This window comes from Mycolicibacterium arcueilense (assembly GCF_058536225.1).
Map to the genome: position 1 here is coordinate 366,766 of NZ_JBZTYL010000005.1, position 25,220 is coordinate 391,985.

The 25,220-nt window shown below is 67.0% G+C and carries 26 protein-coding genes and 1 pseudogene; 7 read left to right on the forward strand and 20 right to left on the reverse strand.

Going from position 1 to position 25,220, the window contains the following annotated elements; translation table 11 throughout:
- Window positions 1-16: 16 nt before the first annotated feature.
- The 3 genes from AC4LGL_RS02820 to AC4LGL_RS02830 all read right to left on the reverse strand — a co-directional run bounded on the left by AC4LGL_RS02820 (window position 17) and on the right by AC4LGL_RS02830 (window position 3,528).
- Entirely contained in the window at window positions 17-2,236 is a 2,220-nt protein-coding gene (locus AC4LGL_RS02820) for a hypothetical protein (protein WP_491837514.1), read from the reverse strand.
- Window positions 2,237-2,462: 226 nt separating this feature from the next.
- Window positions 2,463-2,924, reverse strand: a complete 462-nt coding sequence (locus tag AC4LGL_RS02825) for an SRPBCC family protein (RefSeq protein ID WP_491837566.1) — start codon at window positions 2,922-2,924, stop codon at window positions 2,463-2,465.
- Window positions 2,925-3,057: 133 nt separating this feature from the next.
- Window positions 3,058-3,528: a MarR family transcriptional regulator gene (locus AC4LGL_RS02830; RefSeq protein ID WP_491837515.1), complete on the reverse strand. Its 471-nt coding sequence runs from the start codon at window positions 3,526-3,528 to the stop codon at window positions 3,058-3,060.
- Between the two features lie 227 nt (window positions 3,529-3,755).
- Between AC4LGL_RS02830 and AC4LGL_RS02835 the strand changes: the two genes are divergently transcribed.
- Genes AC4LGL_RS02835 through AC4LGL_RS02845 form a run of 3 tightly spaced genes read left to right on the forward strand, consistent with a single transcriptional unit; the run spans window position 3,756 to window position 7,484 of the window.
- On the forward strand, window positions 3,756-4,220 hold the full coding sequence (locus AC4LGL_RS02835) for an MmpS family transport accessory protein (RefSeq protein WP_491837516.1): 465 nt from the start codon (window positions 3,756-3,758) through the stop codon (window positions 4,218-4,220).
- On the forward strand, window positions 4,199-7,063 hold the full coding sequence (locus AC4LGL_RS02840; protein WP_491837567.1) for an MMPL/RND family transporter: 2,865 nt from the start codon (window positions 4,199-4,201) through the stop codon (window positions 7,061-7,063). Before AC4LGL_RS02835 ends, AC4LGL_RS02840 begins: the two co-directional genes overlap by 22 nt.
- 1 nt (window position 7,064) lies before the next feature.
- Complete coding sequence (locus AC4LGL_RS02845) at window positions 7,065-7,484, forward strand: hypothetical protein (RefSeq protein WP_491837517.1); 420 nt, start codon at window positions 7,065-7,067, stop codon at window positions 7,482-7,484.
- An 18-nt stretch (window positions 7,485-7,502) separates the two neighbouring features.
- Here AC4LGL_RS02845 and hchA read toward each other — a convergent pair whose 3' ends face one another.
- The 8 genes from hchA to AC4LGL_RS02885 all read right to left on the reverse strand — a co-directional run bounded on the left by hchA (window position 7,503) and on the right by AC4LGL_RS02885 (window position 14,686).
- On the reverse strand, window positions 7,503-8,381 hold the full coding sequence (gene hchA / locus AC4LGL_RS02850) for a glyoxalase III HchA (RefSeq protein ID WP_491837518.1): 879 nt from the start codon (window positions 8,379-8,381) through the stop codon (window positions 7,503-7,505).
- Between the two features lie 75 nt (window positions 8,382-8,456).
- On the reverse strand, window positions 8,457-9,164 hold the full coding sequence (locus tag AC4LGL_RS02855; protein WP_491837519.1) for an anti-sigma factor: 708 nt from the start codon (window positions 9,162-9,164) through the stop codon (window positions 8,457-8,459).
- Window positions 9,161-9,742, reverse strand: coding sequence for a sigma-70 family RNA polymerase sigma factor (locus tag AC4LGL_RS02860; protein ID WP_491837520.1), 582 nt, complete (start codon window positions 9,740-9,742; stop codon window positions 9,161-9,163). The genes AC4LGL_RS02855 and AC4LGL_RS02860 overlap by 4 nt, the downstream gene beginning before the upstream one ends.
- A 2-nt stretch (window positions 9,743-9,744) precedes the next feature.
- Window positions 9,745-10,512 carry a DUF1295 domain-containing protein gene (locus AC4LGL_RS02865; RefSeq protein ID WP_491837568.1) on the reverse strand — a complete coding sequence of 256 codons (768 nt, stop codon included), beginning with the start codon at window positions 10,510-10,512 and terminating at the stop codon, window positions 9,745-9,747.
- 8 nt (window positions 10,513-10,520) lie between these two features.
- Window positions 10,521-11,789, reverse strand: coding sequence for a class I SAM-dependent methyltransferase (locus AC4LGL_RS02870; protein ID WP_491837521.1), 1,269 nt, complete (start codon window positions 11,787-11,789; stop codon window positions 10,521-10,523).
- Entirely contained in the window at window positions 11,786-12,532 is a 747-nt protein-coding gene (locus AC4LGL_RS02875; RefSeq protein ID WP_491837522.1) for a DUF1365 domain-containing protein, read from the reverse strand. The genes AC4LGL_RS02870 and AC4LGL_RS02875 overlap by 4 nt, the downstream gene beginning before the upstream one ends.
- Window positions 12,526-13,836, reverse strand: coding sequence for an NAD(P)/FAD-dependent oxidoreductase (locus tag AC4LGL_RS02880; RefSeq protein ID WP_491837523.1), 1,311 nt, complete (start codon window positions 13,834-13,836; stop codon window positions 12,526-12,528). Before AC4LGL_RS02880 ends, AC4LGL_RS02875 begins: the two co-directional genes overlap by 7 nt.
- Window positions 13,837-13,870: 34 nt before the next feature.
- Window positions 13,871-14,686, reverse strand: coding sequence for an LLM class F420-dependent oxidoreductase (locus tag AC4LGL_RS02885; protein WP_491837524.1), 816 nt, complete (start codon window positions 14,684-14,686; stop codon window positions 13,871-13,873).
- A gap of 62 nt (window positions 14,687-14,748) precedes the next feature.
- Here AC4LGL_RS02885 and AC4LGL_RS02890 point away from each other — a divergent pair, with 62 nt between their 5' ends.
- Window positions 14,749-15,846: a glutamate--cysteine ligase 2 gene (locus tag AC4LGL_RS02890; protein WP_491837525.1), complete on the forward strand. Its 1,098-nt coding sequence runs from the start codon at window positions 14,749-14,751 to the stop codon at window positions 15,844-15,846.
- Window positions 15,847-15,851: 5 nt separating this feature from the next.
- Here AC4LGL_RS02890 and AC4LGL_RS02895 read toward each other — a convergent pair.
- From AC4LGL_RS02895 to AC4LGL_RS02920, 6 genes and pseudogenes are all read right to left on the reverse strand, one after another.
- Window positions 15,852-16,262, reverse strand: a pseudogene (locus AC4LGL_RS02895) (gamma-glutamylcyclotransferase family protein); the annotation flags it as partial.
- Window positions 16,263-17,489 carry an Nramp family divalent metal transporter gene (locus AC4LGL_RS02900; protein ID WP_491837526.1) on the reverse strand — a complete coding sequence of 409 codons (1,227 nt, stop codon included), beginning with the start codon at window positions 17,487-17,489 and terminating at the stop codon, window positions 16,263-16,265.
- Between the two features lie 90 nt (window positions 17,490-17,579).
- A complete protein-coding gene (locus AC4LGL_RS02905) occupies window positions 17,580-17,810 on the reverse strand; it encodes a hypothetical protein (protein ID WP_491837527.1) in 231 nt (76 codons plus the stop codon).
- A 55-nt stretch (window positions 17,811-17,865) separates the two neighbouring features.
- A complete protein-coding gene (locus AC4LGL_RS02910) occupies window positions 17,866-18,132 on the reverse strand; it encodes a hypothetical protein (protein ID WP_003881781.1) in 267 nt (88 codons plus the stop codon).
- 24 nt (window positions 18,133-18,156) lie between these two features.
- Window positions 18,157-19,233, reverse strand: a complete 1,077-nt coding sequence (locus AC4LGL_RS02915) for an NAD(P)H-dependent amine dehydrogenase family protein (protein ID WP_491837528.1) — start codon at window positions 19,231-19,233, stop codon at window positions 18,157-18,159.
- 8 nt (window positions 19,234-19,241) lie between these two features.
- The gene (locus tag AC4LGL_RS02920; RefSeq protein WP_064931841.1) at window positions 19,242-20,033 is read right to left on the reverse strand and encodes an SDR family oxidoreductase; all 792 of its coding nucleotides are present in this window, start codon (window positions 20,031-20,033) and stop codon (window positions 19,242-19,244) included.
- Window positions 20,034-20,216: 183 nt separating this feature from the next.
- Here AC4LGL_RS02920 and AC4LGL_RS02925 point away from each other — a divergent pair, with 183 nt between their 5' ends.
- Window positions 20,217-20,693 carry a glucose-6-phosphate dehydrogenase gene (locus AC4LGL_RS02925; protein WP_491837529.1) on the forward strand — a complete coding sequence of 159 codons (477 nt, stop codon included), beginning with the start codon at window positions 20,217-20,219 and terminating at the stop codon, window positions 20,691-20,693.
- Window positions 20,694-20,847: 154 nt separating this feature from the next.
- Window positions 20,848-21,171: a hypothetical protein gene (locus tag AC4LGL_RS02930; RefSeq protein WP_491837530.1), complete on the forward strand. Its 324-nt coding sequence runs from the start codon at window positions 20,848-20,850 to the stop codon at window positions 21,169-21,171.
- Between the two features lies 1 nt (window position 21,172).
- Here AC4LGL_RS02930 and ku read toward each other — a convergent pair whose 3' ends face one another.
- Together ku and AC4LGL_RS02940 are read right to left on the reverse strand one after the other, a co-directional pair.
- Window positions 21,173-22,066: a non-homologous end joining protein Ku gene (gene ku, locus AC4LGL_RS02935; RefSeq protein ID WP_491837531.1), complete on the reverse strand. Its 894-nt coding sequence runs from the start codon at window positions 22,064-22,066 to the stop codon at window positions 21,173-21,175.
- Between the two features lie 60 nt (window positions 22,067-22,126).
- Window positions 22,127-22,762: a pyridoxamine 5'-phosphate oxidase family protein gene (locus AC4LGL_RS02940; protein ID WP_491837532.1), complete on the reverse strand. Its 636-nt coding sequence runs from the start codon at window positions 22,760-22,762 to the stop codon at window positions 22,127-22,129.
- Window positions 22,763-22,842: 80 nt separating this feature from the next.
- On the opposite strand from AC4LGL_RS02940, the gene pdxR reads away from it, so the two are divergent.
- Window positions 22,843-24,279 (forward strand): MocR-like pyridoxine biosynthesis transcription factor PdxR, encoded by a 1,437-nt coding sequence (gene pdxR / locus AC4LGL_RS02945; RefSeq protein ID WP_491837533.1) that lies wholly within the window; start codon window positions 22,843-22,845, stop codon window positions 24,277-24,279.
- A gap of 6 nt (window positions 24,280-24,285) precedes the next feature.
- Here pdxR and AC4LGL_RS02950 read toward each other — a convergent pair whose 3' ends face one another.
- Window positions 24,286-25,209: a carbohydrate kinase family protein gene (locus AC4LGL_RS02950; protein ID WP_491837534.1), complete on the reverse strand. Its 924-nt coding sequence runs from the start codon at window positions 25,207-25,209 to the stop codon at window positions 24,286-24,288.
- Window positions 25,210-25,220 lie beyond the last annotated feature (11 nt).

Genomic DNA, 25,220 nt, shown 5'->3' on the forward strand with positions numbered 1-25,220 from the left:
GTCAACAGCTTGTCGGTTACCCGCGCCCCGAACACATCGGCGGCGGGCACTTCGGACCCTTCGGTGACGAGGGCTCCGATCGCGGTTGCTCCGAACGTTGCTGAGGAGCCTGCCGCGGGGAAGGAGCCTCGCGGGCCGGCGGTTCCTGTCGAGCGGGTGCCTCCCGCGCAGGTCGTTGCCGGGCAGGCGCCTCTTGCCGAGGTGCCTGCTGAGCGGGTTCCTGCCAGACGGGGGCCTGGCGCTCGGGAGCCTGATACCTGGGGGCCGGAGCCTCCTTGGGCGCCTCGCGCTCGGGCGCGGGCGCGGGTTCCTGCCACACCGGTGCCTCGCGAACAGGAGCCTGGGTCTCGGGGGCCGGCGCCTCGGGCTCGGGAACCTGGACCTTGGGAGCCGGATCACGCTGCGCCGGTGGTTCTTCCGGCGTATTGCGTTGCTGCGGAGGCTCCTGCTTTCTCGGTGCCTCCGGAGGCGCGGCCGGTGCCTCCGATGCCGGCGCCTGCGGATCGGGAGCGGTCTGGCGCGGCCCCGGGATCTCACGCGGACGATCGAGTGCAGGGTCGGGTGGGCTCGCCGGTTCCGCTTGGTCACCCGGCGACGTGGCCTCGGCCGGATTCGGCCGGTCGGCCCGCGGCGGTGTTGCCGGTCGCTCCGGGGAAAGTTCCAGGTCCTTTTCCGGTGCCGGTGCGGTTTCCGGCTTTTCGCGCGGTTTGTCGATCGTCGGCGGCGTGTAGGCGGGCACCGGCGACAGCTTGGGCGCAGTGAATGTGGGTGACACCTTCGACGGCGGCGCCGCCGGTGCGGGTGCTGCCAAGGCCGGTGGTGCGGCTGATTCCGGTGGTTCAGACGACGGCCGGTGGCTTTCTTTGGGCGTATCGGGTCGCTGTCCGAGTCCCGACGGCAGCTGCCACCCGACGAAGGAATTGGTCCGCGGGGTGAGGTCCCTGGCGAAGTTACGTGCGGACTTGTCTGCGAGGTCCTTCATCAGGTGCCCGGAGGTACGGGTCGCCTTGTCGTTGGAGATGAACTGTGTCAGTGAGGCATTGAGGTTCACCACCGGCGACGAGACGCGGATGTTGACTGTTGTGTTGACCCTGACAGCCGGTGGGGCCCAATCGCGGTTCCGCGGATGGTGCCAGTCTCGGTTCCGGTTCCAGTTCTGGTAAAGGTGCGGGTTGAATCCGTGGGCCCGGTCCCACTGCGCACGGCGATACACCGGGTTGTAGATCCGGAACTTCCACCCGTAGTACTGCTGGTACGGATGGTGATGGTCGTACCATCGCTGGTCACGCGGGTCGCCTGGGCGGTCGCGGTGCTGGCCCCATTCGTTGCGGCCACCGCGGTCCCAGCCGTGGCGGTCGTAGCCCGCCCAGTTGTAGCCGGCCCAGTTGTAGCCCCAGCGGTCGTATCCCCACCGGTCATAACCCCAACGGTCATATCCCCACCGGTCGAAGCCGATGAAGTCGTACCCGTACTGGTTGTAGCCACTGAGGTCGTAGTTGTACCAGCCGCCGGGGTTGTAGCCGTAGAGCTGACCCCAGGACTGGTCGTAGTAGCCCAGGTTCGTGAGGTTGGGCGTCGACGGCGGATCTATGGGCTGCGGCCAATCGGCCATCGGGGAATCGGGAACGCCTGCCGGTGCCGGGACGTAGTCGTCGGACGCGCCATATCCCCAGGTCGGCGCGTTCGCGCTGGTCAGTGCCACAACGTCCTGCTGCGGGTCGGTCGGGACGGTGGCCGGGGCGGCCACCGAGGGCTCCGGAGACGGGGCGGGCAATGGCGCGAGTCGCAGTACCGAATCGGGTGTGTACTGCAGAAGTTGTTGTGTCAGTTGAAGATAGAGGTTCTGCAGACTGGTTCGCTCAGGTGACGGCGACAGGTAGTCAAGGTCCTGCTTGGCTTGATTGAGCGCGGTGCGGGCGTCGGTCAGCTGATCGGCAGTGGGCTGCTGCCCGCTGCCGAGGATGTCCTGTGCCTTCTTCAGGTCGGCGACGACAGCGGTCAAGGCGACGTCTTGGGCGTGTCCCGGAAACACCGTCCGCGTGACACCCCACAGGGCACCGCCGGGTGAGGTTCCATACGCCGTGCCGAGCAGGCCAACCACGAGCACACCGACCATTGCGGCGGCAACGGTTGCCTTGCCACGGCGTGTGCTGGGTACGAATCTTCGCCGCCTCGGCAACGGCTCGGCGAGCTCCACGACATTCTCGCGGACCGGTCGGGGCCCGAGAATTGTCATGCCGTCCTCCTCAGCTACGGCCGGTGTGGCCGTGATCGCGCCGCTCCCGACCGCGCGGATTCAGATGTCCCGGTGCTCAGCAGTTCGGCCCGGTACCTAATGCCTACCACAACTGCTAAGCGCAACTAAATTTTATTTATTCCCACCGCAGGCGTCGGCACCACGCCGGAATTCTCATCAACGCATAGCTGTCGCACAGGGATTCACAGGAAGGCGGTATATCCGGCTATTGCTCGCCGGTCTCCACGACGTCCTTGATTCTTTCGAGAGTCTTGCGCATGTCGCGGATGTTGCGGCGCCGGCGGAGCTGCCCGCCGAACATCGAGAACACGGTGGTGAAGGCTCCCGGCGGCATCCGGAAGGATTCGGTGACATCGGTCTCGGTGCCGGCCGGCTCCAGCCGGTAGTGCCAGTTGTTCGCCGCTCGGTCGCCCACCAGAACCGCGAAGCCGAACTCCCGCCCGGGATCGCAGGCCGTCACCTTGCACGTCGTCCAGTAGGTGGGCCCGATCTCGTTCCGTTTGACGTGTCCGCGGAACCGGGCGCCGAGGGCGGGACCGGTGGCGCCGCCGAGCCATTCGGCTTCCATCACCTCCGGCGAGAACTTTCCGGTGTTGCGCACGTCGGCGATGAGATTCCAGATGCGGTCCGCCGGCGCGGACATGCGTACGGTTGCTGAGCCTTCCATGGGCATGGCGTCCGCCTCCTCGGGGCAATGGTGTCGACGTAACACCGGTCCGGACCAGGACTACGGGTTTTCCGGGGTTCGTGGCGCCCGGGCGGCGTGTGATCGTCGACGCATGAGCGTTCCTCGGGCCACGCTACGCATCGGTGCCTGCGCGGGTGTCGGCGACCTCGCGCATCTGGTCGACCAATCGTCCTGCGACCTGGGCGGCGAGCCACAGCGCCATCTGGTCGTCATCCGACAAGCCCGCCAACAATTCGGCGATGCGTTGCTTGCGCAGAACGGCCCGCTCTTCCCACAGGTGCCGGCCGCCGTCGCTCACCTTGACCAGGCAGGCCCGTCCGTCGTCGGGGTCGCTGCACCGCTCCACCAGGCCTTGCTGTTCCAGGCGCTGGACCAGTTGCGTCATACCCGACTGGCTCGCCCCCTCGGCCTCCGCGAGCGCGGTGACCCGCATCGGCCCCTCGCGGTTGAGTCGGACGAGGACGAGCGTCGCGCTCGCGCTCAAGCCCTTGCGATCGGCGAGATGCCGCCACATGAGGTCGGCGCTCGCCACGAGCATCGACGAGACGGCTTCCACGTTGCTGCCGAAGGGTGCGCTGCTCACCGCTCATTTATATCAGTTATAGGAAGTAAGTGGCGGAAAGCGGTGCGGCTGGCTGCTGGTGGCGCGGACGCTGGACCGCGGCGGTCATCGGCAGATTTGTGCAGAACAGCGCGTGGTACGGCGGGCATCTCTGTGTTGTCGCCAAGCTGCCAATCTGCTGTGAATGCGCGACGGTCGTTGGTGAACGGCTTGAGAAGTGCATCCTGTGTGCGATATATCTGTCGGTCATGATCGGGGAGCAGCCCGCGGGCGGTCGCAGACGACGAAACCGAACGCTCTTGCAGAACGGATGGCTTCCGGTCGTCACAGTCATCGCAGTGGGCGTAGGTGCGTTGGGCGTCTGGAAGGTGCACCAGATGTCGGAACCCGGACCTGTGCCCACCGTCCTCGCCGCGCAGGCGCCCGAGCAGTTCACCCCCAAGCAGCTCACCTACGAGGTGTTCGGCTCCGTCGGTGACGGCGGGATGCTGAGCTACGTCGACATCGACGGGCACCCGCACAAGGTCGACGTCACCGAGCTGCCTTGGACGCACACCGAGACGACGACCCTCACCGTGGTTTCCGGCAGCATCTCCGTGCAGGTCAAAGGTGGCGAGGTCGGGTGCCGAATGTCGGTCAACGGTGTTGTGCGCGACGAACAAACGTCCACCCATGCCGAAGCCGACGTCACCTGCCGGGTGAAGTCCGCGTGAGCACGCATCGGGCGCACCGGCCCCTTGTCGCGCAGACCGTGCGCGTCCTGGCCGTGCCGATCATCGTGTTCTGGGCACTGCTCGCCGTCACCACCAACACCTTCATCCCGCAGGTCGAGCACGTCGCCGAACAGTTGGCGGGCTCGATGATCCCGAGCTACGCGCCGTCGCAGGTCGCGATGCTGCGGATCGGGGAGAAGTTCCAGGAGTCCACCTCCACGAGCCTCACCATGTTGGTGTTCGAGGCCGACCGCCCGCTCGACGACGGCGATCACCGCTACTACGACGACCTGATGAACCGGCTCAAACAGGACCCGGAGCACGTGCAGTACGTGATGGACCTGTGGGGCAAACCGATCACCGCGGCCGGAGCCCAAAGTGTGGACGGCAAGGCGACTTTCGTGCTGTTGCGGTTGGCCGGAAACATCGGCCAGCTCCAGGCGAACGAGTCGGTGAACGCGGTTCGGGACGTCATCGCCGACGACACCCCACCGCCGGGGCTCAAGGTCTACGTGAGCGGCGCCGCGCCGCTGGCGTCGGACACGCTGACCATCGCGAACTCCAGCCTCAACAACATCACCATCCTCACGATCATCCTGATCGTGATCATGCTCCTGGTGGTCTACCGATCGTTGGCCAACGTGCTGGTGCCGCTCGTGAGCGTGCTGATCGAAATGCTTGTCGCCAAAGGCGTCATCGCGACGCTCGGGCACTTCGGTGTCATCCCGTTGTCGTCGTTCGCGGTGAACATCGTGGTGGCACTGACATTGGGCGCGGGAACCGACTACGGCATCTTCCTGATGGGGCGCTATCAGGAAGCCCGCCAGGACGGCGAGAGTCGCGAAGACGCGTTCTACACTGCCTATCGCAGCGTCGCCCCCATCATCATCGGCTCGGGGCTGACGATCGCCGGGGCGTGTTACTGCCTGAGCCTGGCCCGGCTGGACTACTTCCACACGATGGGGCCTGCGGTCGCCATCAGCATGCTGTTCACCATCGCCGCGGCACTGACGCTCGCGCCGGCTCTGCTCACTTTGGGCAGCCTCTTCGGCCTGTTCGACCCGAAGCGCATGACCAAGGGACATCTGTACCGGCGGATCGCGACGAGCGTCGTGCGCTGGCCCAAACCCGTCTTCGTCGCAAGCACCGCCGTCGTGATGATCGGTGCGGTTTTCGTGCCCACCTTCAAGGTCAGCTACGACGATCGTGCCTACCAACCTGCCGATGGCGCAGCCAATCTCGGCTTCGAGGCCTCCGATCGGCACTTCTCGCAGAGCAAGCTGTTCAGCGAGATGCTGATGGTCGAAAGCGATCACGACATGCGCAACTCGGCCGACTTCATCTCCTTGGACCGGGTCGCCAAGAGCCTGATCCGGCTTCCCGGTGTCGCCATGGTGCAGAGCATCACCCGACCATTGGGCCGGCCGCTGGAGCACGCCACGATTCCCTACCTGTTCACCACCCAGGGCAGTGGCAGCGGCCAGCAGCTGCCGTTCACCGAGCGGCAGAACGAGAACACCGACAAACAGGCCGAGATCCAGGCGCGTTCAGTCGAGGTGCTGCAGAAGGTGATCGGACTGACCCAGCAGATGGCCGACGAACTGCATTCCACGGTGCTCACGTTGGAGAACCTGAAACAGGTCACCGACGACATGAACGCCGGGATCTCCAACCTCGACGACTTCCTGCGGCCCTTGAAGAGCTACTTCTATTGGGAGCCGCACTGTTTCGACATCCCGGCGTGCTGGGCGATGCGCTCGCTGTTCGACTCGCTCGACGGGATCGACAGCCTCGACGCCCAGATCGCTGACGCCGTCACGTCCTTCGAGGCCATCGACCGGCTGTTGCCGCAGATGATCTCGCAGCTGGAGCGGATGATGGCCGACAGCCGGTCGCTTCTGGGTGTCATCACCAACAACTATGGTCCGGCGCATCTGCAGTCCACCCAGACCGATCAGACCTACTACGACCTGATCAACGTGGGCAATGACTTCGACACATCCCGCAGCGACGACTTCTTCTACATCCCCCGAGAGGCGTTCGACAACGAGGACGTCAAGACCGGGATGCAACTGATGATGTCGCCGGACGGCAAGGCCGCGCGGTTCATCGTCACCCACGAGGGAAATGCCATGGGGCCGGAAGGGATCGACCATGTCGAACAGTTCCCCGACGCGATCAAGGCGGCGCTCAAAGAGACCTCGCTGGCGGGCTCCAAGATCTACATCGGCGGGGCGGGGTCGAACAACAAGGACATCAAGGCCTATGCCGCGTCAGACCTGCTCATCGTGGCGATCGCGGCGTTCGTGCTGATCTTCCTGATCATGCTGTATCTGACCCGGAGCCTGGTCGCGGCCATGGTCATTCCCGGCACGGTGGCGTTCTCGTACGCAGGTGCGTTCGGACTGTCAATCCTGGTGTGGCAGCACCTGATCGGCCTGCACCTGCACTGGCTGGTGTTGCCGTTGACCTTCATCATCCTGGTCGCGGTCGGCTCGGACTACAACCTGCTGCTGATCTCCCGGGTCAAGGAGGAGTCGGGCGCGGGGCTGAACACCGGCCTGATCCGCGCCCTGGGCAGCACCGGCGGTGTGGTGACCTCGGCGGGCCTGGTGTTCGCGTTCACCATGCTGGCGATGCTGATCAGCGATCTGCGCACCATCGGTCAGGTGGGCTCGACGGTGTGTATCGGCCTCCTGCTGGACACGCTGATCGTGCGTTCGTTCGTGGTGCCGTGTCTGCTGCGTTTCCTGGGTCCGTGGTTCTGGTGGCCGACCTTCATCCGGCAGCGACCGCTACAGCAGAGGAAACCAGTGCCACAACGGCAGCGGGCGGAGGCCTGACATGACGACGTCGACTCTGTACGGCATCCTGTCGATCATTTCCTTTGCGCTGATCTGGGTGTTCGCCGTCGTGGCCTTCGTCTTCACCAGGCGGATGAGGGGCCACACCCACGTCACCTCGAAGCTCGCCATCGGCACCCTGTCGGCCACCTTGCGCAAGGTGCGTAAACGCGAGGCGCTCTCGGACGACGAACTGGCACTCGCGCGACAGGTCCTCGCCGACCGTGGCAGCATCTTGGCGCTCGCGGTGCCGGCCACGCTGTTCTGCATCGGATGCTTCTACGTCTTCGGCAGCCTCGAACAGCTACACGGACGTACCCCGTCGGAGCGCACATTTCTCGGCGTCTTCCCGATGCTCACCTCCACCAACATGGCGATGCAGATTCTCAGGAGCGCGCGCCTGAAGCGGCGGCTCCCGTGATCGAGCCGTCCGATGCGCTCAGGCCTCCCGCCCGAGCGCATCGAGCAGGCAGTTGACGGCCAGTTTGCCCAGCGCATCGGAGGCCAGCGGGCTGTCGCCGGTGAGCAGGCGGCGGTCCTGGTGCACAGTGCCGGCCATGTCGTCGTTGACGATGGTGAGTCCCTGCTTGGCCAGCAGGTCGGCGACGAGCCACTGCAGGCGCCCCGGAAGATAGCCGATCTCGATGTTGGGGCCCTCGTCGAGCGAGTCGGGGAACACGCACACCGAGTATCCGGCGAACGGTGACCGTGCATTGCCGAGGCCGGCGGCCAGCAGGGCCGCCGGGCCGTGGCACAGGGTGATGATGAACCGGCCGTGGTCCAGAGCCCAGTTCAGTGTCCGACCTACCGCCTCGCTGCCCGGCAGTCCGACGACGGCGCCGTGCCCGCCGGGAACGAAGACCGCGAGATAGTCGGAGGACGGGTGCAGATCCGCGGCGACTTCGGACAACGTGAGGGGCTGTTTGAGCTTGGGTCTGAGGGCCTCATAGGTCGATGCCACGGCCTCGTCCTCGCGGGGCATCGCCCACAGTTCCAGCTTGGCCGGATACCCGGTGACGGTCGCGACGTCGACGTCGAATCCGGTCTCCATCAGGTGGTGCAGTGGCAGCAGCATCTCCACCGGATGGTTGCCGGTGGAGAACATCTTTCCGTTCTGGCACAACACATATCGCTCTTCGGCGGCGATCATGAGTATCTTCCACCGGCCCTCGACGTAGGCACCCGCATGTTCCACGCCGGCGAAATCGGTCTTGGCCGACGTGTATTGGCTCAGCGAGTAGGGCGACGGGAAGAACGCGTTGTCCTCGGCCCGGTCAGGGGTGGGCGCCCTGCTGAGGTCGTCGGTGGCTTGTGACATTTCGTTCACCACTTCCTTTTCCCGAACTCGTGCGGTGAGGTCAGTGATACCCGGCGCCCGCCCGCCTCATGCGTGTCAGCGCAATGGCAGCTCGGCGAAGATCGGCGTGGTCGGTGAGGTCGAGCCCGTGCCCGGCTCGACGGTGAAGGCCAAGGCCGATGCATCGCCAAGGTCTGGCAGCACCGCAGTGGTCGACGGCGCGACAGCAGCGGAGTCCATGGTGCCGGCCGAGGTTGCCGCACCCTCGCGCAACAGCCACATCTGATAGACCGTGCCCGATTGTGGAGGCGTGACACCGTTCATCACCAGCACGCCGGCGTTGCGCTCGCGGGAGAACACCACGGTGGCGGTGCCGCCGGTGGGGATGTCCCCGGAGACGGTCCGGACGTCGGGGGCGGCGAAGATCTGCTCGGCGGTGGTCGGCTGGGGGCCCGGGCGCAGCGCGATACCGATACCGACGCCGGCCAGGGCGATGACGACGGCCGCCGCGGCCGCCAGGGCTGTGTTGCGCCAGCGCGCCGCAGGTCGTCGACGCAGCTCACGCACCGAGACCCTCGCGAGCACCTGCTCGCGCACATGCGGCGGTGGTTCCAGGGCGGTGGACCCCGCCAGTCGGGCCATGGTCTCCCGCACCTCCCGCACCTCTGTCGTGAACTGGGCTGCGACCTCGGGAGGAGCAGCAGTCAGGCGCTGTTCGATGTCGGTGCGCTCGCTGTCGGACACCGCGTGCAGCGCATACGGGGTCGCCAACTCGAGCAGTTCGGAGTCAAAGGGCTCGGTCATGCGGCCCCCAGACAATTGCGCAGGCCGCGGAGGGCGTCGCGCATCCGGGATTTGATGGTCGCGAGGTTGGCCGCCAGCCGCTGCGAGACCTGGCTATAGGTCAGGCCGTCGTAATAGGCGAGATGGATGCACTCACGTTGGGCATCGGTCAGCGCGGACAGGCATTCGGCGACCCGCCGCTGCTCGTCCTGGGTGATCACCGCGTCGGCGACATGATCGGCGGGCGGATCCAGGTTGGTCGCGCCGTAGCGGGACTCGCGCCGGCTGGCGGCTTGTTCGGCGCGCACCCGGTCCACCGCGCGCCGGTGTGCGAGCGTCATCAGCCACGCGATGGCGGAGCCGGCTGTCGGGTCGTAGCTGTCGGCGGAGCGCCACACCTGGAGGTAGACCTCCTGGGTGGTTTCCTCGCTGTACCCCGGGTCCCGCAGGACCCGCGTGACCAGGCCGAACACCCTCGATCGCGTATGGTCGTACAGCTCGGCGAAGGCGTCGACGTCGTGTCGGGCCACCCGCCGTAGCAACGCGTCGAGTTCGGCGGTCACCCACAGCAGCCTAGCCACCGGAGCCTGCGCCGTCATGCTTATCCAGATCTAGGTGGAGACGGTACGAAAAACGAAGTGCGCGAGCGATATTCGTCAAAGCCTGGCCGGCCTGCCATATGCTTCTCGGCCAGACGCGCGCCGGTCGCGTACACCAGGAAGTACGTCATCAGCATGGGGGAGAGCACCGTCGTGAGCGACAACCACTCGCAGATGGTCGCCATCCACAGTCCCCACCACACGCAGCTGTCGCCGAAATAGTTCGGATGGCGGGTCCACGCCCACAATCCGCGGTCCATGATCACGCCTCGGTGGGCCGGATCGGATTTGAACCGGCGCAGCTGATGGTCGCCGACCGCCTCGAACGTCAGTCCGACGGCCCAGATCAAGACGCCCGCAATCAGGACCGGTCGTAGGGCGGCCGGGGTGGGCCCCAAGGTCGAGGACAGCTGCACCGGCAGCGAAACGAACCACGTTGCCGCCCCCTGGATCACGAACACCTTGCGCAGCACGTGACCGGCCGAATAGTCGCCACCCAGCAGCTCCTGATAGCGCGGGTCTTCCCCCTTGCCCGCCGACTTGAGCACCATGTGCCAGGACAGTCGGCCTGCCCAGAGCGTGATCAGCACCAACAGCAGGATGCGCCGGAAGAGGTCACCGGCGCCGAGCACGGCGCTGACGGCGGCGACCACGATGAACCCGATGCCCCAGGCCACGTCGACGACGTTGTACCGCCCGAGGTTCCGGCCGATCACGAACGTCGCCCCGTGTACGACGGCGAGGGCGGCCAGCGATACCGCGGTGACGATGAGCAGATTCACCGGTGTCCTCCTGTCGGGGCGAATGTCCACTGGTATACGTCGAGATAGCCCGAGGCGAAACCCGCTTCGGAGTACGCCAGGTACAGGTCCCACATGCGGGCGAAGACCTCGTCGAAACCGAGTGCCGTCACCGCGTCACGGTGTGCGATGAAACGTTCCCGCCACAGTCGCAGGGTCTCGGCGTAGTGCGGCCGCAGTGACATCATGTCGACGGTGCGCAGCCGGGTGTGCCGTTCGGTGAGGCCGATGATCGCTTCGGTCGACGGCAGCAGCCCGCCCGGGAAGATGTACTTCTGGATCCAGGTGTGCGTGCCGCGTGAGGCCAGCATGCGATCGTGCGGCATGGTGATCGCCTGGATCGCCACGCGCCCTCCGGGGGTGACGAGCCGGTCCAGTGCCCGAAAATAGGTGGGCCAGAACTGATATCCGACGGCCTCGATCATCTCGACCGATACCACCGCGTCGTAACAGCCCTCGATGTCGCGGTAGTCGAGCAGTTCGATAGCGACCCGGTCCGACAGGCCCGCCGCCGCCACCCGCTGGCGGGCCAGCAGTTGTTGCTCGGCCGACAGGGTGACCGAGCGCACCTGGGCGCCGCGCTCGGCGGCACGGATGCAGAGTTCTCCCCAGCCGGTGCCGATCTCCAGTACTCGGCTGCCTGGTCCGACGCCCGCGGTGTCGAGCAGTCGATCGATCTTGCGGTGCTGGGCCTCGGCCAGGCCGGCGGTCGTCCCCGGCAGTTGCGCGAACAGTGCGCTGGAGTACGTCATCGTCTCGTCGAGAAACTCCGAGAACAACTCGTTCGACAGATCGTAGTGGGCTGCGATGTTGCGCCGGGACTGCGCAGGGTTGTTGTGGGCGGAGCGGGGAGGGCGGGGCAGCGTCACACTCCGGAACCGTTGCAGCGCAGCCGGAACCAGGTCACCCATGGACCTGCCGAACTCCGTGAGCAATCCGACCAGATCGGTCGAGTGCCACTCACCGGCCATGTACGACTCGCCGAACCCGATCAGGCCGTGACGGCCGATCCGGCGGGCCAGGGCCTCCGGATGCTCGATGACCATGGTGGGCAGGGTCGGATCGGCCGCGCCGATCACGGTCCGGTCGGGAAACACCAGCCGGACCGGCAATGTCGCGGCGGCGCGTCGCAGCAGTTGATCGGCCACCGCGCCGGAGACCGCGGCGACCGGCCCGCGCGGTGGATGTGCCACGTCCGGCCAGCGGGTCTGGTCGATGGCGGGGAACGCTCCGGTCCGCGTGTTCACAGCGACCTTCCTCGGTTCTGGGTAACGCTCTCGACGACCTCATCGGTGGGGCGGGGAACCACCGGCACCCGGCGCAGCCACAACTTGATCCCTTCGACACGGATGGCGAGGGCTCCGGCCAGGGGTGCCACCGGTGCGGTCAGTTGCAGGCGCAGGATCTCCCACGTGGTCGTAGGCCTGCGGTCGCCCCGAAGCGTGGCGACAAAGGCCGGATGTCCTTTGCGGTGCAGCGAAATCGTCACATCGAGTCGCTCCGCGGGTTCGGGAGCCATGATCCGGTAGTGGCCCTCGACGGCGTTGAACGGTGAGACGTACATGCGCTTGGACACGCGTGCGGGTTGCCCGGCCGGGAGCAGGTAGGCATGCCGCCCGCCGTAGGTGTTGTGGACTTCGGCGACCACGCAACGCAGTGCACCTGCAGCGTCGTGGCACCAGTACAGGCTCAGCGGGTTGAACACGTACCCGAGCACGCGCGCCTGGAGTAGCGCGGTCACCCTGCCGCCGTCGAGGTCCACGTCGCGTGACGCGAGGAATGCGTCCACCCGTTGGCGCAGTGTGTCTTTCGGTTCACCAGCGAAATGGTCGTCGACCTCGAATCGGGCGAAGGGGCGCAGCCATCGTGGCAATCGCGGTATCCGGTCGAGATCGACGTACCAGCTGTATCCGCGGTAGCTGAAGCGATGGTGCACGGGAGCGCGCCGAGTGTGGGTGATCCTGGTGCGGTACAGCGCGGGAGTCAGCATGCCAGCGGCTCCGCAACCGTGCCGCCGGCCCACCGGGCGCCCAGTCGCTCCGCGGCCCGCAGTCCCGACGCGGCGCCGTCCTCATGGAAACCCCAGCCGTGGTACGCCCCGGCGAAGACGACGCGGTCGTCGTTGAGCTCAGGCAGGAGTTGTTGTGCGGCCACGGATTCGGTGGTGTAGGCCGGATGCTCATAGACCATCTCGGCGATGACCTTCGACGGGTCCACCCGATGAGTGCCGCCCAGGGTCACCAGATACCGCCGGGAGCCACCCAGCCTCATCAGTCTGGTGATGTCGTAGCTGACGGTGACTGCGTGGTCTTCGGGGTCGATCAGGTAGTTCCACGAAGCGCGGGCTCTCGGCAGGCGGGGCAGTATCGACTCGTCGGTGTGCAGTTGAGCCTGGTTGAGGCTGTAGGGGATGGAGCCGAGGATGCACCGTTCGTGCTCGCTGGGGCGGTCGAGCATCAGCAGCGCCTGGCTCGGATGAGTGGCGATGACCACGGCATCGAACCGCCGCGGCGGCTGCCCGTCGACGGTGACCAGTACGCCCTCGGCGCTTCGCCGTACGGATCGCACGCGCGCGCCGGTGATCGCCTCGGGCAGCCGGGCCACAACGGCATCGACGTAGTTGACCGACCCACCGACCACCGTGCGCCACGTCGGGGAACCGAACACCGACAACATCCCATGGTGCTGCAGGAAGACGAACAGGTACCGCGCCGGGTAGCGGAGTGCCTCACCGGGCGGGCATGACCACACCGCGGCGACCAACGGGGTCATGAAACGGTCCGTGAAGTACCGGGAGAACCCGTGCCGGTGCACGAACTCCTCGACGGTTACCTCGTCTCCGGTCGCCGTCTGGCGCAGCAATTGCGTTGCCAGCCGGTGAAATCGGGTGATCTCGCCCAGCATCAGCAGATAGCGCGGCCGGCCCACGTTCGACCAGTTGGGGAACAATCCGCCCAGGCCGCGCGCCCCGGCATACTCCAGCCCGGTGCCGTCGTCGCGTACGGACATCGACATGTCGGTGTCCTGCGTACGGATCCCGAGTTCGTCGAACAACCGGCACAGGGTGGGATACGTGCGGTCGTTGTGCACCAGGAAAGCCGTATCGAGCGCGACGGTGCGGCCGTCTTCGACGACGTGCTGGGTGTGGGCATGCCCGCCGAAGCGGGCATCGGCTTCCAGCAGGGTGACGCGGTCACGTGTAGACAGGACATACGCGGCCGTGAGGCCGGCGACGCCGCTGCCGATCACCGCGACGGCACGTCCGCGAGGATGAATGTTCTCCACTCCCGGCATTCGTTGCCGGTCCGGGCGTGGATGGGAGGAACTTCTACCGGAGTTCGGCGATCACCTTCCCGAACGCCTCGGCGTGGGCGATCTGCACGATGACGTAGGTGATCCCGTACTTCTCGCGCAGACCGCGAATGTGGTCGGCCATGGCGCTGACCGAACCGGACAGCACCCCGGGGTGGCGGAGAAGTTCTTCGTCGCTGAGCCCCGGCAGGAAATGACGGGGGACATTCAGGATGGGCATCTCGCTGCCGGGTGCGGGCATGGCGGTGATCGCGATGTTGAGCTCCAGCTGATCGAAGCGGTCACCGGCGGCGTTGCGCACAAAGGAGATTCGTTCGGCCAAGGGATCCCCACCGACCTGATCACCCCCGGTGAGGCCGATGATGTCGGCGGTCTCGGCGGCCACCGTCAACAACCGGTCGCCGTTGCCCGCGATGAGGATCGGTATATCGGATGCGTGTTCTTTCAGGTACTCGGTGGTGTGGCGCAGATGATCGATGCGCTCGCGTGCGGTGGGGAACGGCAGTTCGGCGGCCTCGAACTCTTCGCGCACGTAGCCGGCGCCGAGGCCGAGGTCGAACCTTCCGCCGGACAGATCCCGCAGTGCCGTGGCGTCGCGCGCGAGCAGCGCCGGCTTGTAGAACCCGGCATTGAGCACGAAGGTTCCGACGCGCAGCGTGCTCGTCGCCGCGGCGATCGCGGTCAGGGTGGGGAACGGGGCAGGCGCACCGAGATGGTCGGGCACGTTGAGCACGTCGAAGCCGAGGTCTTCGGCACGTCGGGCCTCGTCGGCAATCTGAGACTGGGACTCGGCGACGCGCAGGCTGACGCCGAAGCGGAAATCGTTGGGCATCACCCGATCTTAAGCACGGCCAGTGCAGGTTTGGAGGCGTCTGCGGCGGGCAATTCAGAGCCGTGACAAGTCACCCGACGGTGGGCGTGGAAGAAGAGTTCCTGCTCATCGACTCGCAGAGCGGCGAACCGATCGCCCGGAACAAGCAGGTCGCCGCCAGCGCCGCCGAGCACGGGGTCGACCTGCAACTGGAGTTGACCAGCTGCCAGGTCGAGACCACCACAGACGTGACGGCCACGAGCAGCGCCCTGCGCTCCGAGCTGAGCCGGCTGCGCCGGACTGCCGCCGAGGCCGCCGCGGCAAACGGTGCGCAGCTGCTGGCCGTCGCGCTGCCGCCGACCGTGCCGCACAAGTTCCCGGTGACACCGACCGCGCGCTACCGAAGGATCGCCCACCGGTTCGGCATGATCGCTCACGAGCAGGGCATCTGTGGCTGCCACGTCCATGTGGCGGTGCCGGACCGGGACGCCGCGATTCACGTCAGCAACTGGCTGCGGCCATGGCTGCATGTGCTGTTGGCGCTGACCGCCAACTCGGCGATCTATCGAAACACCGACAGCGGCTATGCCAGCTTCCGCAGCGTGCTGTGGTCGCGGTGGCCGAGTTCGGGACCGCCGCCGCATTTCGATTCCGTCGCGCAGTATGACTCCGCGGTCGCCATGCTGGAGCGGGCCGGCGTTGCGCTGGAAGACGGCATGATCTATTGGGACGTCCGGCCGTCGGCGAATTTCCCGACCGTCGAGGTGCGGGTGTCCGATGTGCCCGCGACGGTGGCCGAGACGGTGTTGCTCGCCACGTTGATCCGTGCCGGGGCGATGACGGCGTTGCGTGGCTACGACGAAGGCGAATCAGTTCCGTGCCTGGCGGACAGTCAGATCCGTGCAGCGCATTGGAAGGCCGCCCACGATGGCCTGGAGGGAGACGGCATCGACCTGCTGGGAGATCAGTCGCCAGTCCCGGTGCGGGATCTGCTCGGACGATTCGTCGAGACGGTGCGGCCGGCATTGGTGGCGCTGGATGAATACGAGATGGTGCGCGGCGAGCTCGCCCGCGTCGTGGCCGAAGGCAACGGCGCGATCCGGCAGCGTCGCGCCTGGCGGAAACGAAATGAAATCGCCGACGTGATAAGCGAATTGGCGGCCGCTGTGACCAGCGACTAGTCCGCCCAGCGGCGCAGGAATTCCACCCAGGGGTCGGGGAGCTCGTGGTGCGCCGCGCCGGCCAGGATGCGTTCCAGATATCCCGGCCGCGGCGGTCCGGGTTCGACGCGATGATCGATGTAGACCCACGCCGGTTCCGCTCCGCCGCCAGTGTGCACGGTCAGCCGGTCCCGGCGGTAGCGCACCGGCACCCCTTCGGCGGCGTCAAGCGCGGCCAGGTCGTGGTCAGTGACCTGCCACAGGACACCGTGCACCTGTGCAGTGCCGAGCGGTTCGATGGTGGCCACGCCGCGCTGGTTGATCAGCCAGCTGTGGCCGTCCAGGCGGGCCGGGGTGGGATCGACCGCACCCGGACAGCGCCGGGCCATCTGTGTCACGCACAGATTCGAGCCGTAGGCGAAGTACGGGTGAAGCATTCAGCCCTTCACGGTCAGATAGATCAGCACCACGTTGAGCACACTAATCAATCCGGCAACACCCCAGCCCAGCGCCGTCGTCAGGCGGTGGTTGACGTCCTCGCCCATCAGAGTCGCGCGACTGGTCAACCGGACCAGCGGGATGAGGGCCATCGGTATGCCGAAGGAGAGCACGACCTGCGAGAGGACCAGGGCCCGGCTGGGGTCGACGCCGATGGCCAAGACCACCAGGGCGGGGATCAGGGTGACCAGCCGGCGCAGCAGTAGCGGGTAGGAGCGACGCAGCAATCCCTGCATGATCATCGCGCCCGCGTACGCACCGACGGAGGTGGACGCCAGGCCCGAGGCCAGCAGTCCGATCGCGAACAGCAGTGCCACCGTCGGGCCCAGGGTGTCGCGGACGGCGGCGTGGGCACCCTCGATGGAGTCGGTGTCGTCGCGTCCCTGCAGGTTGGTGGCCGCGACCAGCAGCATGGCCAGGTTCACCGCGCCGGCCAGCAGCATCGCCAGCCCGACGTCGTAGCGGGTTATCCGCAGCAGGCGTCGCCGCACAGCGCCCGGTTGGAGGTGGCCGTGCCGATCGCGGGCCAGGCCGGAGTGCAGGTAGACCGCGTGTGGCATCACCGTGGCACCGAGCATCGCGGTGGCCAGCAGCAGGCTTTCGGCGCCCTGGAAGCGGGGAACCAGACCGGCGGCGACCTCGGCCGCTGGGGGTGCCTCGACGAACAGGCTGGTGAGAAATCCGATGGCGATGATCATCAGCAGTCCGGTGATGACCCGCTCGAAGACCCGTTGGCCCCGTCGGTTCTGCACACTCAGCAATAGCAGCGACACCACCCCGGTGATGATTCCGCCGAGGAGCAGCGGCAGGTCGAACAACAGGTGCAGCGCGATCGCCCCGCCGACCACCTCAGCGAGATCGGTTGCCACAGCTACCAATTCGGCCTGTATCCAGTAGGCGATCCGGGACGGGGTGCGGCTGTTGTCGGCGACCACCTCGGGCAGGGAACGACCGGTGACCAGGCCCAACTTGGCCGAGAGGTACTGCACCAGCCCGGCCATCGCGTTGGCCACGACGATCACCCAGACCAGCAGGTAGCCGAACTGCGCACCCGCGCTGACATTGGCGGCGACGTTGCCCGGATCGACGTAGGCGATCGCGGCGACGAATGCCGGTCCGAGCAGCGACCAGCTCGGGATGGTGCGCGTCTTGGTGTCCTCTAGCAACGGCCTACCTTCTATCCGGGTATGCGAATAGAAAAGTTAGGGTACCCGAAACCTCCCGCGATAATCAGCGGCGGGGGCTGGACGACGCCGTTACCAGCCGATACCGATGCCGGCGAACCCGAATACCGGCCCGTACCAGGGGCCGTAGTTGTTCAGGGCGGGCGGCGAGGTCACGATCGCAGTGCTGCCGTTGGTCTGGCACAGCGTGGTGGTCGGTGTCGTGTTGGTGCATTTCGGTGCGGCCGAGCCCGCCGGGGCCGTGAGGATCGCCAAACATGGCACCGCCAGCAACGCCGCCAGACACCGCGAGAGGTTGTTCATGACGAGCTCCGATCGATGGAGCAAGTCTACGTCCGAACGGCGCCGTCAGCGCTGGTCAGAGGACAAAAAAGTCGTCATCCCAGGGGAACATCCCGTACCCGGGCTGAGGCGGCGTCGAGTCGATCTGAACGTTGCCCTCGGACGCGCACTCAGTGGTCTGCCCACCCTCGACCGAACTGCCGCCGGTCACCTCGCACTGGGGCAGCAGGCGCGGCTCGCTGGGGGCGCTGGGCTCGGCCGAGGCAAGCGGGGCCAAGGCGATCGCCGCGGAAGCACCGCCAACCATGAGACAACCGGTCAGCGTGGTGAGGCGAATCTTCATGGCGACGGTCCTTCCAAGGTGGGTCTATCCGGCAGCGTACAGACCCTTACCCGTGATCAACGGCAGATCGAGGGTGGTTCGGATACCCGGCTTGGCGTCCACCACAGCCGGGATCGCGTTGACCACCCGGGCCGCAGTGGCAACCAGGCCCGCGTGGTTGTGATCGCCGTTCGGGCTGCTCAGGCACAGGTCCAGCGTGTAGGACGGCTCGCCGGTCACCACGACCCGGTACGAGCCGCCCTCCTGCGCGGGCTGGGGCCACTCGGGGCACAGGTCGTCACGCAGTCGTGTCACGTGCTCCAGCACCACGGCAGCCTTGCCGTCGCGCATTCCGCGCACCTCGAAACGCAATGCGGCGGTGGTCCCCGCGGGGATCCGCCCGGCCGCGATGTCGAAGTCCTCCGGCGCCGGAACCCGGGTGTGCTCCTCGGTGACCGCGTCGAGTTCGATGCCGAGACCCGCGGCCAGCTGCCGGACCACCGAACCCCAGGCCAGGGTCAGCACGCCCGGTTGCAGCAGCATCGGGGTCTCGTCGATCGGCTTGCCGAAGCCCATCACGTCGAACATCACGGCCGGGCTGTCGTACGTCGCGTAGTCGACGATCTCCATGCACCGGATCTGCTCGATCTGCTGACAGGTGCCGGCAAGGGCAAGGGGCAGAAGGTCATTGGCGAAACCAGGATCGATGCCGTTCACGAAAATGCTGGCCCCGCCTGCCTCGGCAGCCGTGGCGATGGGCTCGATCAACTCGGCCGGCAGCACCTCCCAGGGGTACTGGAGAAACACCGCGGAGCTGGCGACGACATTGACCCCGGCGGACAGGATGCGCCGGTAGTCCTCAAGGGCCTCGGGCAACCGGTTGTCGGCGAGCGCGGTGTAGACCACACATTCCGGCTTGTCGGCCAGGATCGCGTCGAGGTCGTCCGTGGCCAGGACGCCCGTCGAAACATCAAGGCCGGCAAGCTCTCCGGCGTCCTTACCGGCCTTGGCTGACGAGGACACCCACACCCCGGTGAGTTCATAGTCCGGGTTGGTGACGAGCTGGGCCAGGGCATGCTTGCCGACGTTTCCGGTGCCGATCGCCGCTACGCGAATGGTCATTTCTCTCCTCAGAGGTCGGGGATGGGGAGGTCGAGGTTGGGCATGTTCAGGCCGCCGTCGACCTCGAGGATCTTGCCGGTCAGATAGCCACCGGCGGGGGAGGACAGGTACACCGCCGCGGCGGCGATGTCGGCCGGATCGCCGAGCCGGCGGAGCGGGGTGGCCTGCTCCATCGGCCCGCGCAGCGCATCGTTGGAGGCGACGATGTCGAGGGCCGAGGTGAGGATCGAACCGGGCGCGATGGCGTTGACGCGGATGCGGGGGCTCAGGTCCAGTGCGGACAGTCGGGTGTAGTGCGCCAGCGCGGCCTTCGCGGTGCCGTAGGCGGCGAACCCGCGGCCGGCCAGGCGCCCCACCGTGGAGGTGATGTTGATGATGCTGCCGCCGCCCGAGTGCTCGAGCATCAGCGGAACCGCCGCACAGGTCAGCGCGTGCGCGGTCGACACATTGAAGGTGAAGGCGTCGCGCAGGTCCTTGGTGGAGGTGTTCATCAGGGGTGCCGGCATGGTGCCGCCGACGTTGTTGACGACGATGTCTAGTTTCCCGAACGCGTCCACCGCGGCGGCCGCGAGCTCGGCGGTGGCCTCGGGGTGGGCCAGGTCGGCGACGACCACGTGGGCCCGCCGCCCGGTCGCGGCGATCTGGGCGGCAACCTCGTCGAGTTGGGTCTGCGTACGAGCCGCGATGACCACGTCCGCACCGGCTTCCGCGAATGCCAGGGCGGTGGCAGCGCCCAATCCACGGCCGGCTCCGGTGACGATCGCAACCTTGTCGTCGAGTCGGAATCTGTCCAGAATCACGTGCACTCCAATCGCTTGCTCGGCGTCACGCTAGCAGGGGGAGCGGGCGCATGGGAGCGGTTTCTGAAACACGTTCTAGTTGTCCCGTTTTGCACGCGTCGGTGTCACGCAGTGTGCGCAAAGCCCTCCGCGGTGGCCCGGGCGGGCGCACAATTGAGGGGTCAGCTCAAGGTGGGAGCCGCGATGACCCAGCAGCGATATGACTTCTTCGGCGACCTGTTCGCGCGGTACTTCAGCCCCGCGATCGATCGGTACCCATCCACGGCGGGCACCCTTGTCCACCGCCTGCTGGCGTGTACCGACGACGTGCAGGACCGGTTGGCTCAGGCGCGCCTCGCGGCCGCGGCGTGGGGTGAGGAGGAGATGGGCCACCCCGGCCACGTGCACCCGACGTCCGAACTGTTCGTCTTCACCCAGTGCGGCCTGATGTATGGCGCGCGGTTCGCCGACGCCCGTCACGGCCTGTACTACCTGGCCACTCCGCACCTGATGTTCGACGCGTTCGTCGACCAGATCGAGCACACGTCGCTGCGCCCGGGCACGGTGGTCGCCGTCGATCGTCGCTGCAGTCACGATCTCGAATCGGCCCACCCCATGGATGCCGCGTTGCGTCGCATCCTCGATGAACACGAGGCCTTGCGCGTCGACGTGACTGTGTGACGCCGCCCCCCGGCGGGTGGATGTTAACGCCGTGTTTCGGTGATGTTCGGTGCGTATTAACCCGTATGTGTTCGGTATGAGTCTGTCGGACAAGGGATTTCGTCGATTTACGGTTTAGCCCACCTCACCGAAACCGAAGGGCGGGCTGAACCCAGTGAAACGGAACTTGAAGGGCTTGTGTGTTGCCGGTGCCGCGCTGTGTGGGCTGGGAACGGTGTTGGCCGCGCCTGCTGCTGCCGCGCCCACCGAGTCGACGGCGAGCCAAACCATCAGTGACCTCGAAAGTCAGGGCTACCGGGTGATCTTGAGCAAGGTCGGCACCAAAGCCATCGACGATTGCACGGTCAGCGCGGTGCGCCAGGGCCGCTCGGTTACCGGCCCGCAGGTGCCGGCCGGAGCGGCGAGCATCACGTCGTTCAACCCGGGACAGAATCTGCAGTACACGACGGTGTACGTGGATCTGGACTGCAGGCGCTGAGCTACTTCCTGGCGGTAGCCTTCTTGGCCGCTGCTTTCTTGGCCGGTGCCTTCTTCGCGGCAGCTTTCTTCGCGGGCGCCTTCTTGGCGGGCTCTTTCGCGGCGCCGCCTCTGGCCTTCACGCTGGCCTCGAGTTTGGCCAGCAGGTCGGACACATCCTCGGTCTCGTCGAGCTCGGTCGGCTGCTCTTCGACAGAAAACGCTTCTCCGCCTTCGAGTTTGGCCTGAACCAGCTCGTGCAGCTGTTCCTGGTAGTCGTCGCGGAACTGGTCCGGCTTGAAGTCGTCCGTCATCGACTCCACGACCTGACCGGCCATCTTCAGCTCGGCCGGCTTGATCTCGACTTCCTTGTCCAGCACGGGGAAGTCGGGATCGCGGATCTCGTCGGGCCACAGCAGGGTGTGGATCATCATCACGTTGCGCTTGCTGAAGTCCTTGACCCGCAACGCGGCCAGCCGTGTCTTGTTGCGCAACGAGAAGTGCACGATGGCCACGCGTTCGGTCTCGGCGAGGGTCTTGGCCAACAGCACGTAGGACTTGGAGGACTTGGAGTCGGGCTCCAGGAAATAGCTCTTGTCGTACATCAACGGGTCGAGTTGGTCGGCCGGGATGAACTCGACCACTTCGATCTCACGGCTGCGTTCTTCGGGCAGCGTGGCGATGTCCTCGTCGGTGATCACCACCATCTGCCCGTCGTCTGATTCGAATGCCTTGTTGATGTCCCGGAACTCGACGACCTCGCCACACACTTCGCAGACCCGCTTGTAGCGGATGCGCCCGTTGTCCTTGGCGTGGACCTGGTGGAACTTGATGTCGTGGTCCTCGGTCGCGCTGTAGACCTTGACCGGCACGTTCACCAGGCCGAAGGCGATCGAACCCTTCCAGATGGATCGCATTTGCCCAGTATGTCCTGATATGGCCGTCGTTGCGAAGAACCACCAGATCGGTGCGCCGCGTCAGGTGCCTTTCACCAGGCGGAGCACGGATTCGGGTGTGCTGACGTCCGCGCCCACCCACGGCGCCGGAACCGGCTCGCCGGCCACCGTGCGTAGCGGCACCACCCCGGCCCAACTGCCGAGGTCGGCGTGCACTTCGGGACGTGGCGGCGGCGCATCCCGGATCTTGACCGTCCAACCCTCCGGCTCGATGGGCAGCGCGATCGCGAGCGTCGCAGCGAGCTCCTTCTTCGTGCTGGACCGCACCTCACTGCTGCGGCCGGGAATCAGCGAATCACTCAGCAGATCCAGGGCGTACGCCGCATCGCCCGCGTCGATGGCGGTCAGGTTGCCCCGCACCACCGCCGACCGGTAGTTGGCCGTCGAGTCGAAGAGCGTGTCCGCCACGACCATCCCGTCGAGAAGCGTGACGCACAACGCGACGGGTGCTCCGGCCGCGACATGCCGCAGCGCACCCGCGCCCGTCGAACCGTGCAGGAGGATCCGGTCACCGTCGCGGGCGTAGAGCATGGGCACGGCCCACGGGAGTCCGTCCACCACCGTCGCGAGCGTGCCGACGGACGCCGCGTCGAGCACCGAGTCAAGGGCGGCCCGGTCGGTGCGGGCAAGGTGACTTTCTCTTCTGATCTGCTTCACAGGCCCGATTCTGCGGACATTCCGGCATGGCCAGAAGATCCAGAACCTGTGGATATCTACAGACCACTATTGTGGCTCGCATGGCGCGTCACGCTCCCGAGCTGCACTTGGCGTTGCAGCTTCCTGCCGACGACTCCCCGCTGCGACAGCGCATCGCGGCGGCCGTCATCGAGCAGATCAGGCTGGGCCGGCTCGGACCCGGCGACGCGCTGCCCTCGACCCGCAGTCTGGCTGCCGAACTCGGGGTGGCCCGCTCGTCGGTGGTCGACGCGTACGACGAGCTCGCCGCGGCCGGGTACGCCACCGCCCAGCTCGGATCGGGGACGCGGATCGCTGCCGGGGCAGATGTCGCAGCCCACGCCGGTGCGGCCTCCCATGTCACCTCGAGCGGCGTCATGCCCGCAGTGCGGAGTGCCCCGCGAGAGCGGCCACCGGTGTGGGATCTCATGCCCGGCCATCCTGACCCGGGCCTGATCTCGACCAGCGACTGGCGCCGCGCCTGGCGGACTGCCGCTGTTGCGCCGATACCCTCCGCGGCCGCGGGGCCGCACGGGCATGCCGAGCTGCGCCACGCCCTGGCCGGGCATCTGCGTCGCACCCGCGGAATAGTTGCCGACCCGAGCGAGCTGATCATCGTGCCCGGCGTGGTCTCGGCGTTGCGGACCGTCACCGCGGCAGCAGGGCTGGCCGGGTGCGACATCGCGTTCGAGGAGCCCGGTTACGACGAGGCAAGGCGGGTCTTCGAGATGTCGGGCGCCCGAACGCGTCCCGTGGCGGTCGACGCTGACGGTCTCGACCCGGCATCACTGCGCGGTTCCGATGCGGCGGTGTATTGCACTCCGGCACACCAGTATCCGCTCGGGGCGCGGCTACCGGTGACGCGCCGCGCCCGGCTGGTGCAGTGGGCCGCCCGGACCGGCAGCCTGCTCATCGAGGACGACTATGACGGGGAGTTCCGCTACGACGTATCCGCGTTGCCCGCATTGCGGGGCATCGACGGCGGGCGCGATCGCGTGGCCTACGTCGGGACGGCGTCGAAGGTTCTCACACCCGCACTGCGGGTGGCCTGGCTGCTGCCGCCGCCGAGGCTGCACGATGCCATCGCCGACGCGCTGGAAGCCAGCGGTGAATCCGTCTGTACCGTAACCACTCTGGCGTTGGCCCGGTTCATCGAGTCGGGTGCGCTGACTCGGCACCTCGCCAGGGCGGCGCGCACGTACTCGGCACGGCGGTCGGCGCTCGTCAATGCGCTCCGACGGCGCTGTGCCGGCATCCGCCTGGAGGGCGTCGAGGCGGGTCTGCACCTGGTGGTGCGGCTGCCCGACGGGGCCGACGACTGCGCGGTCGCCGCAACGCTGCATGACCGGGGTGTCACGGTACCGCCCCTGTCTGGGTTCTTTTCGGGCTTCTCCGACGTTCCCGCCGCCCGCGGCCTGGTGTGCGGATACTCGCGTCTGCCCGAGACGCAGGCCGACGTCGTGGCTGAGCTCATCACGGACGCGATCCGTCGGCCGTGAGCGCGCTCAGGACTGCGCTGCGGCGTCTCGCGCCGCTCGATCCGGCAGGTCGGCGCCGGGCCGGGCCACCGTCAACGCCGCCGACAGCGCCGCGGACCTCAGGACACCCTCGAGGGCCTCGGTGCCGATCCGAGACAGGTCGCGCCGGCGGTCCGCGCCGAGCAGCCCCAACGACCACACCGCGTCGAGCAGACCCGTCATGAAGGCGTCGCCGGCCCCGACGGTGTCGACCACCTGCACCGATCGCGCCGGGACCGACACCGAGCCGGCCCGGCACACGGCGAACGCGCCACGCTCGCCCGACGTCACCGTGACGATCGACGGGCCGACCTCGAGCCAGGCCCGCGCGATCTGCTCCGGGGAGTGCCGGGGGTCCAGCCAGCGCAGATCTTCCTCGGACGTCTTGACGATGTCGACGCGTTCGACGAGCCGGTCGATGCGCCCCCGCGCGATGTCGTCGTCACGGATCACCCCCGGGCGGACATTCGGATCGAAAGTGAGCGTCGCCGACATCCGATACGCATCGAGCAGTGCGGCGGTGGCGCGGCACCCCGGTTCCAGCACGGTCGCGATCGAACCGGTGTGCACCAGCAGCGGGGTCGCCACCTCGGGTGTGCCGGCCAGCTGCCAGTCGATGTCGAATTGGTAGTGGGCCGATCCTGCGGCGGTCAGCGTGGCCATTGCCGTGGGTGTCCGGCCGGCGCCGGTGCTACCCGAAACAAGTTGTACTCCAGAGCTTTCCACATACTCGACGATGCGCTTGCCGTGGTCGTCGTGGGCGATGTGGGTGAGGAAGTCGACGCCGCGGCCGAGCCGGCCGAGGCCGACGGCAACGTTGAGTGGGCTGCCGCCGACGTATTCTCCGACGACGCTGCCATCCCGTTCGACGATGTCGATCAGTGCCTCGCCGATGACCAGAGCCCGGCTCATGGCTCCATGGT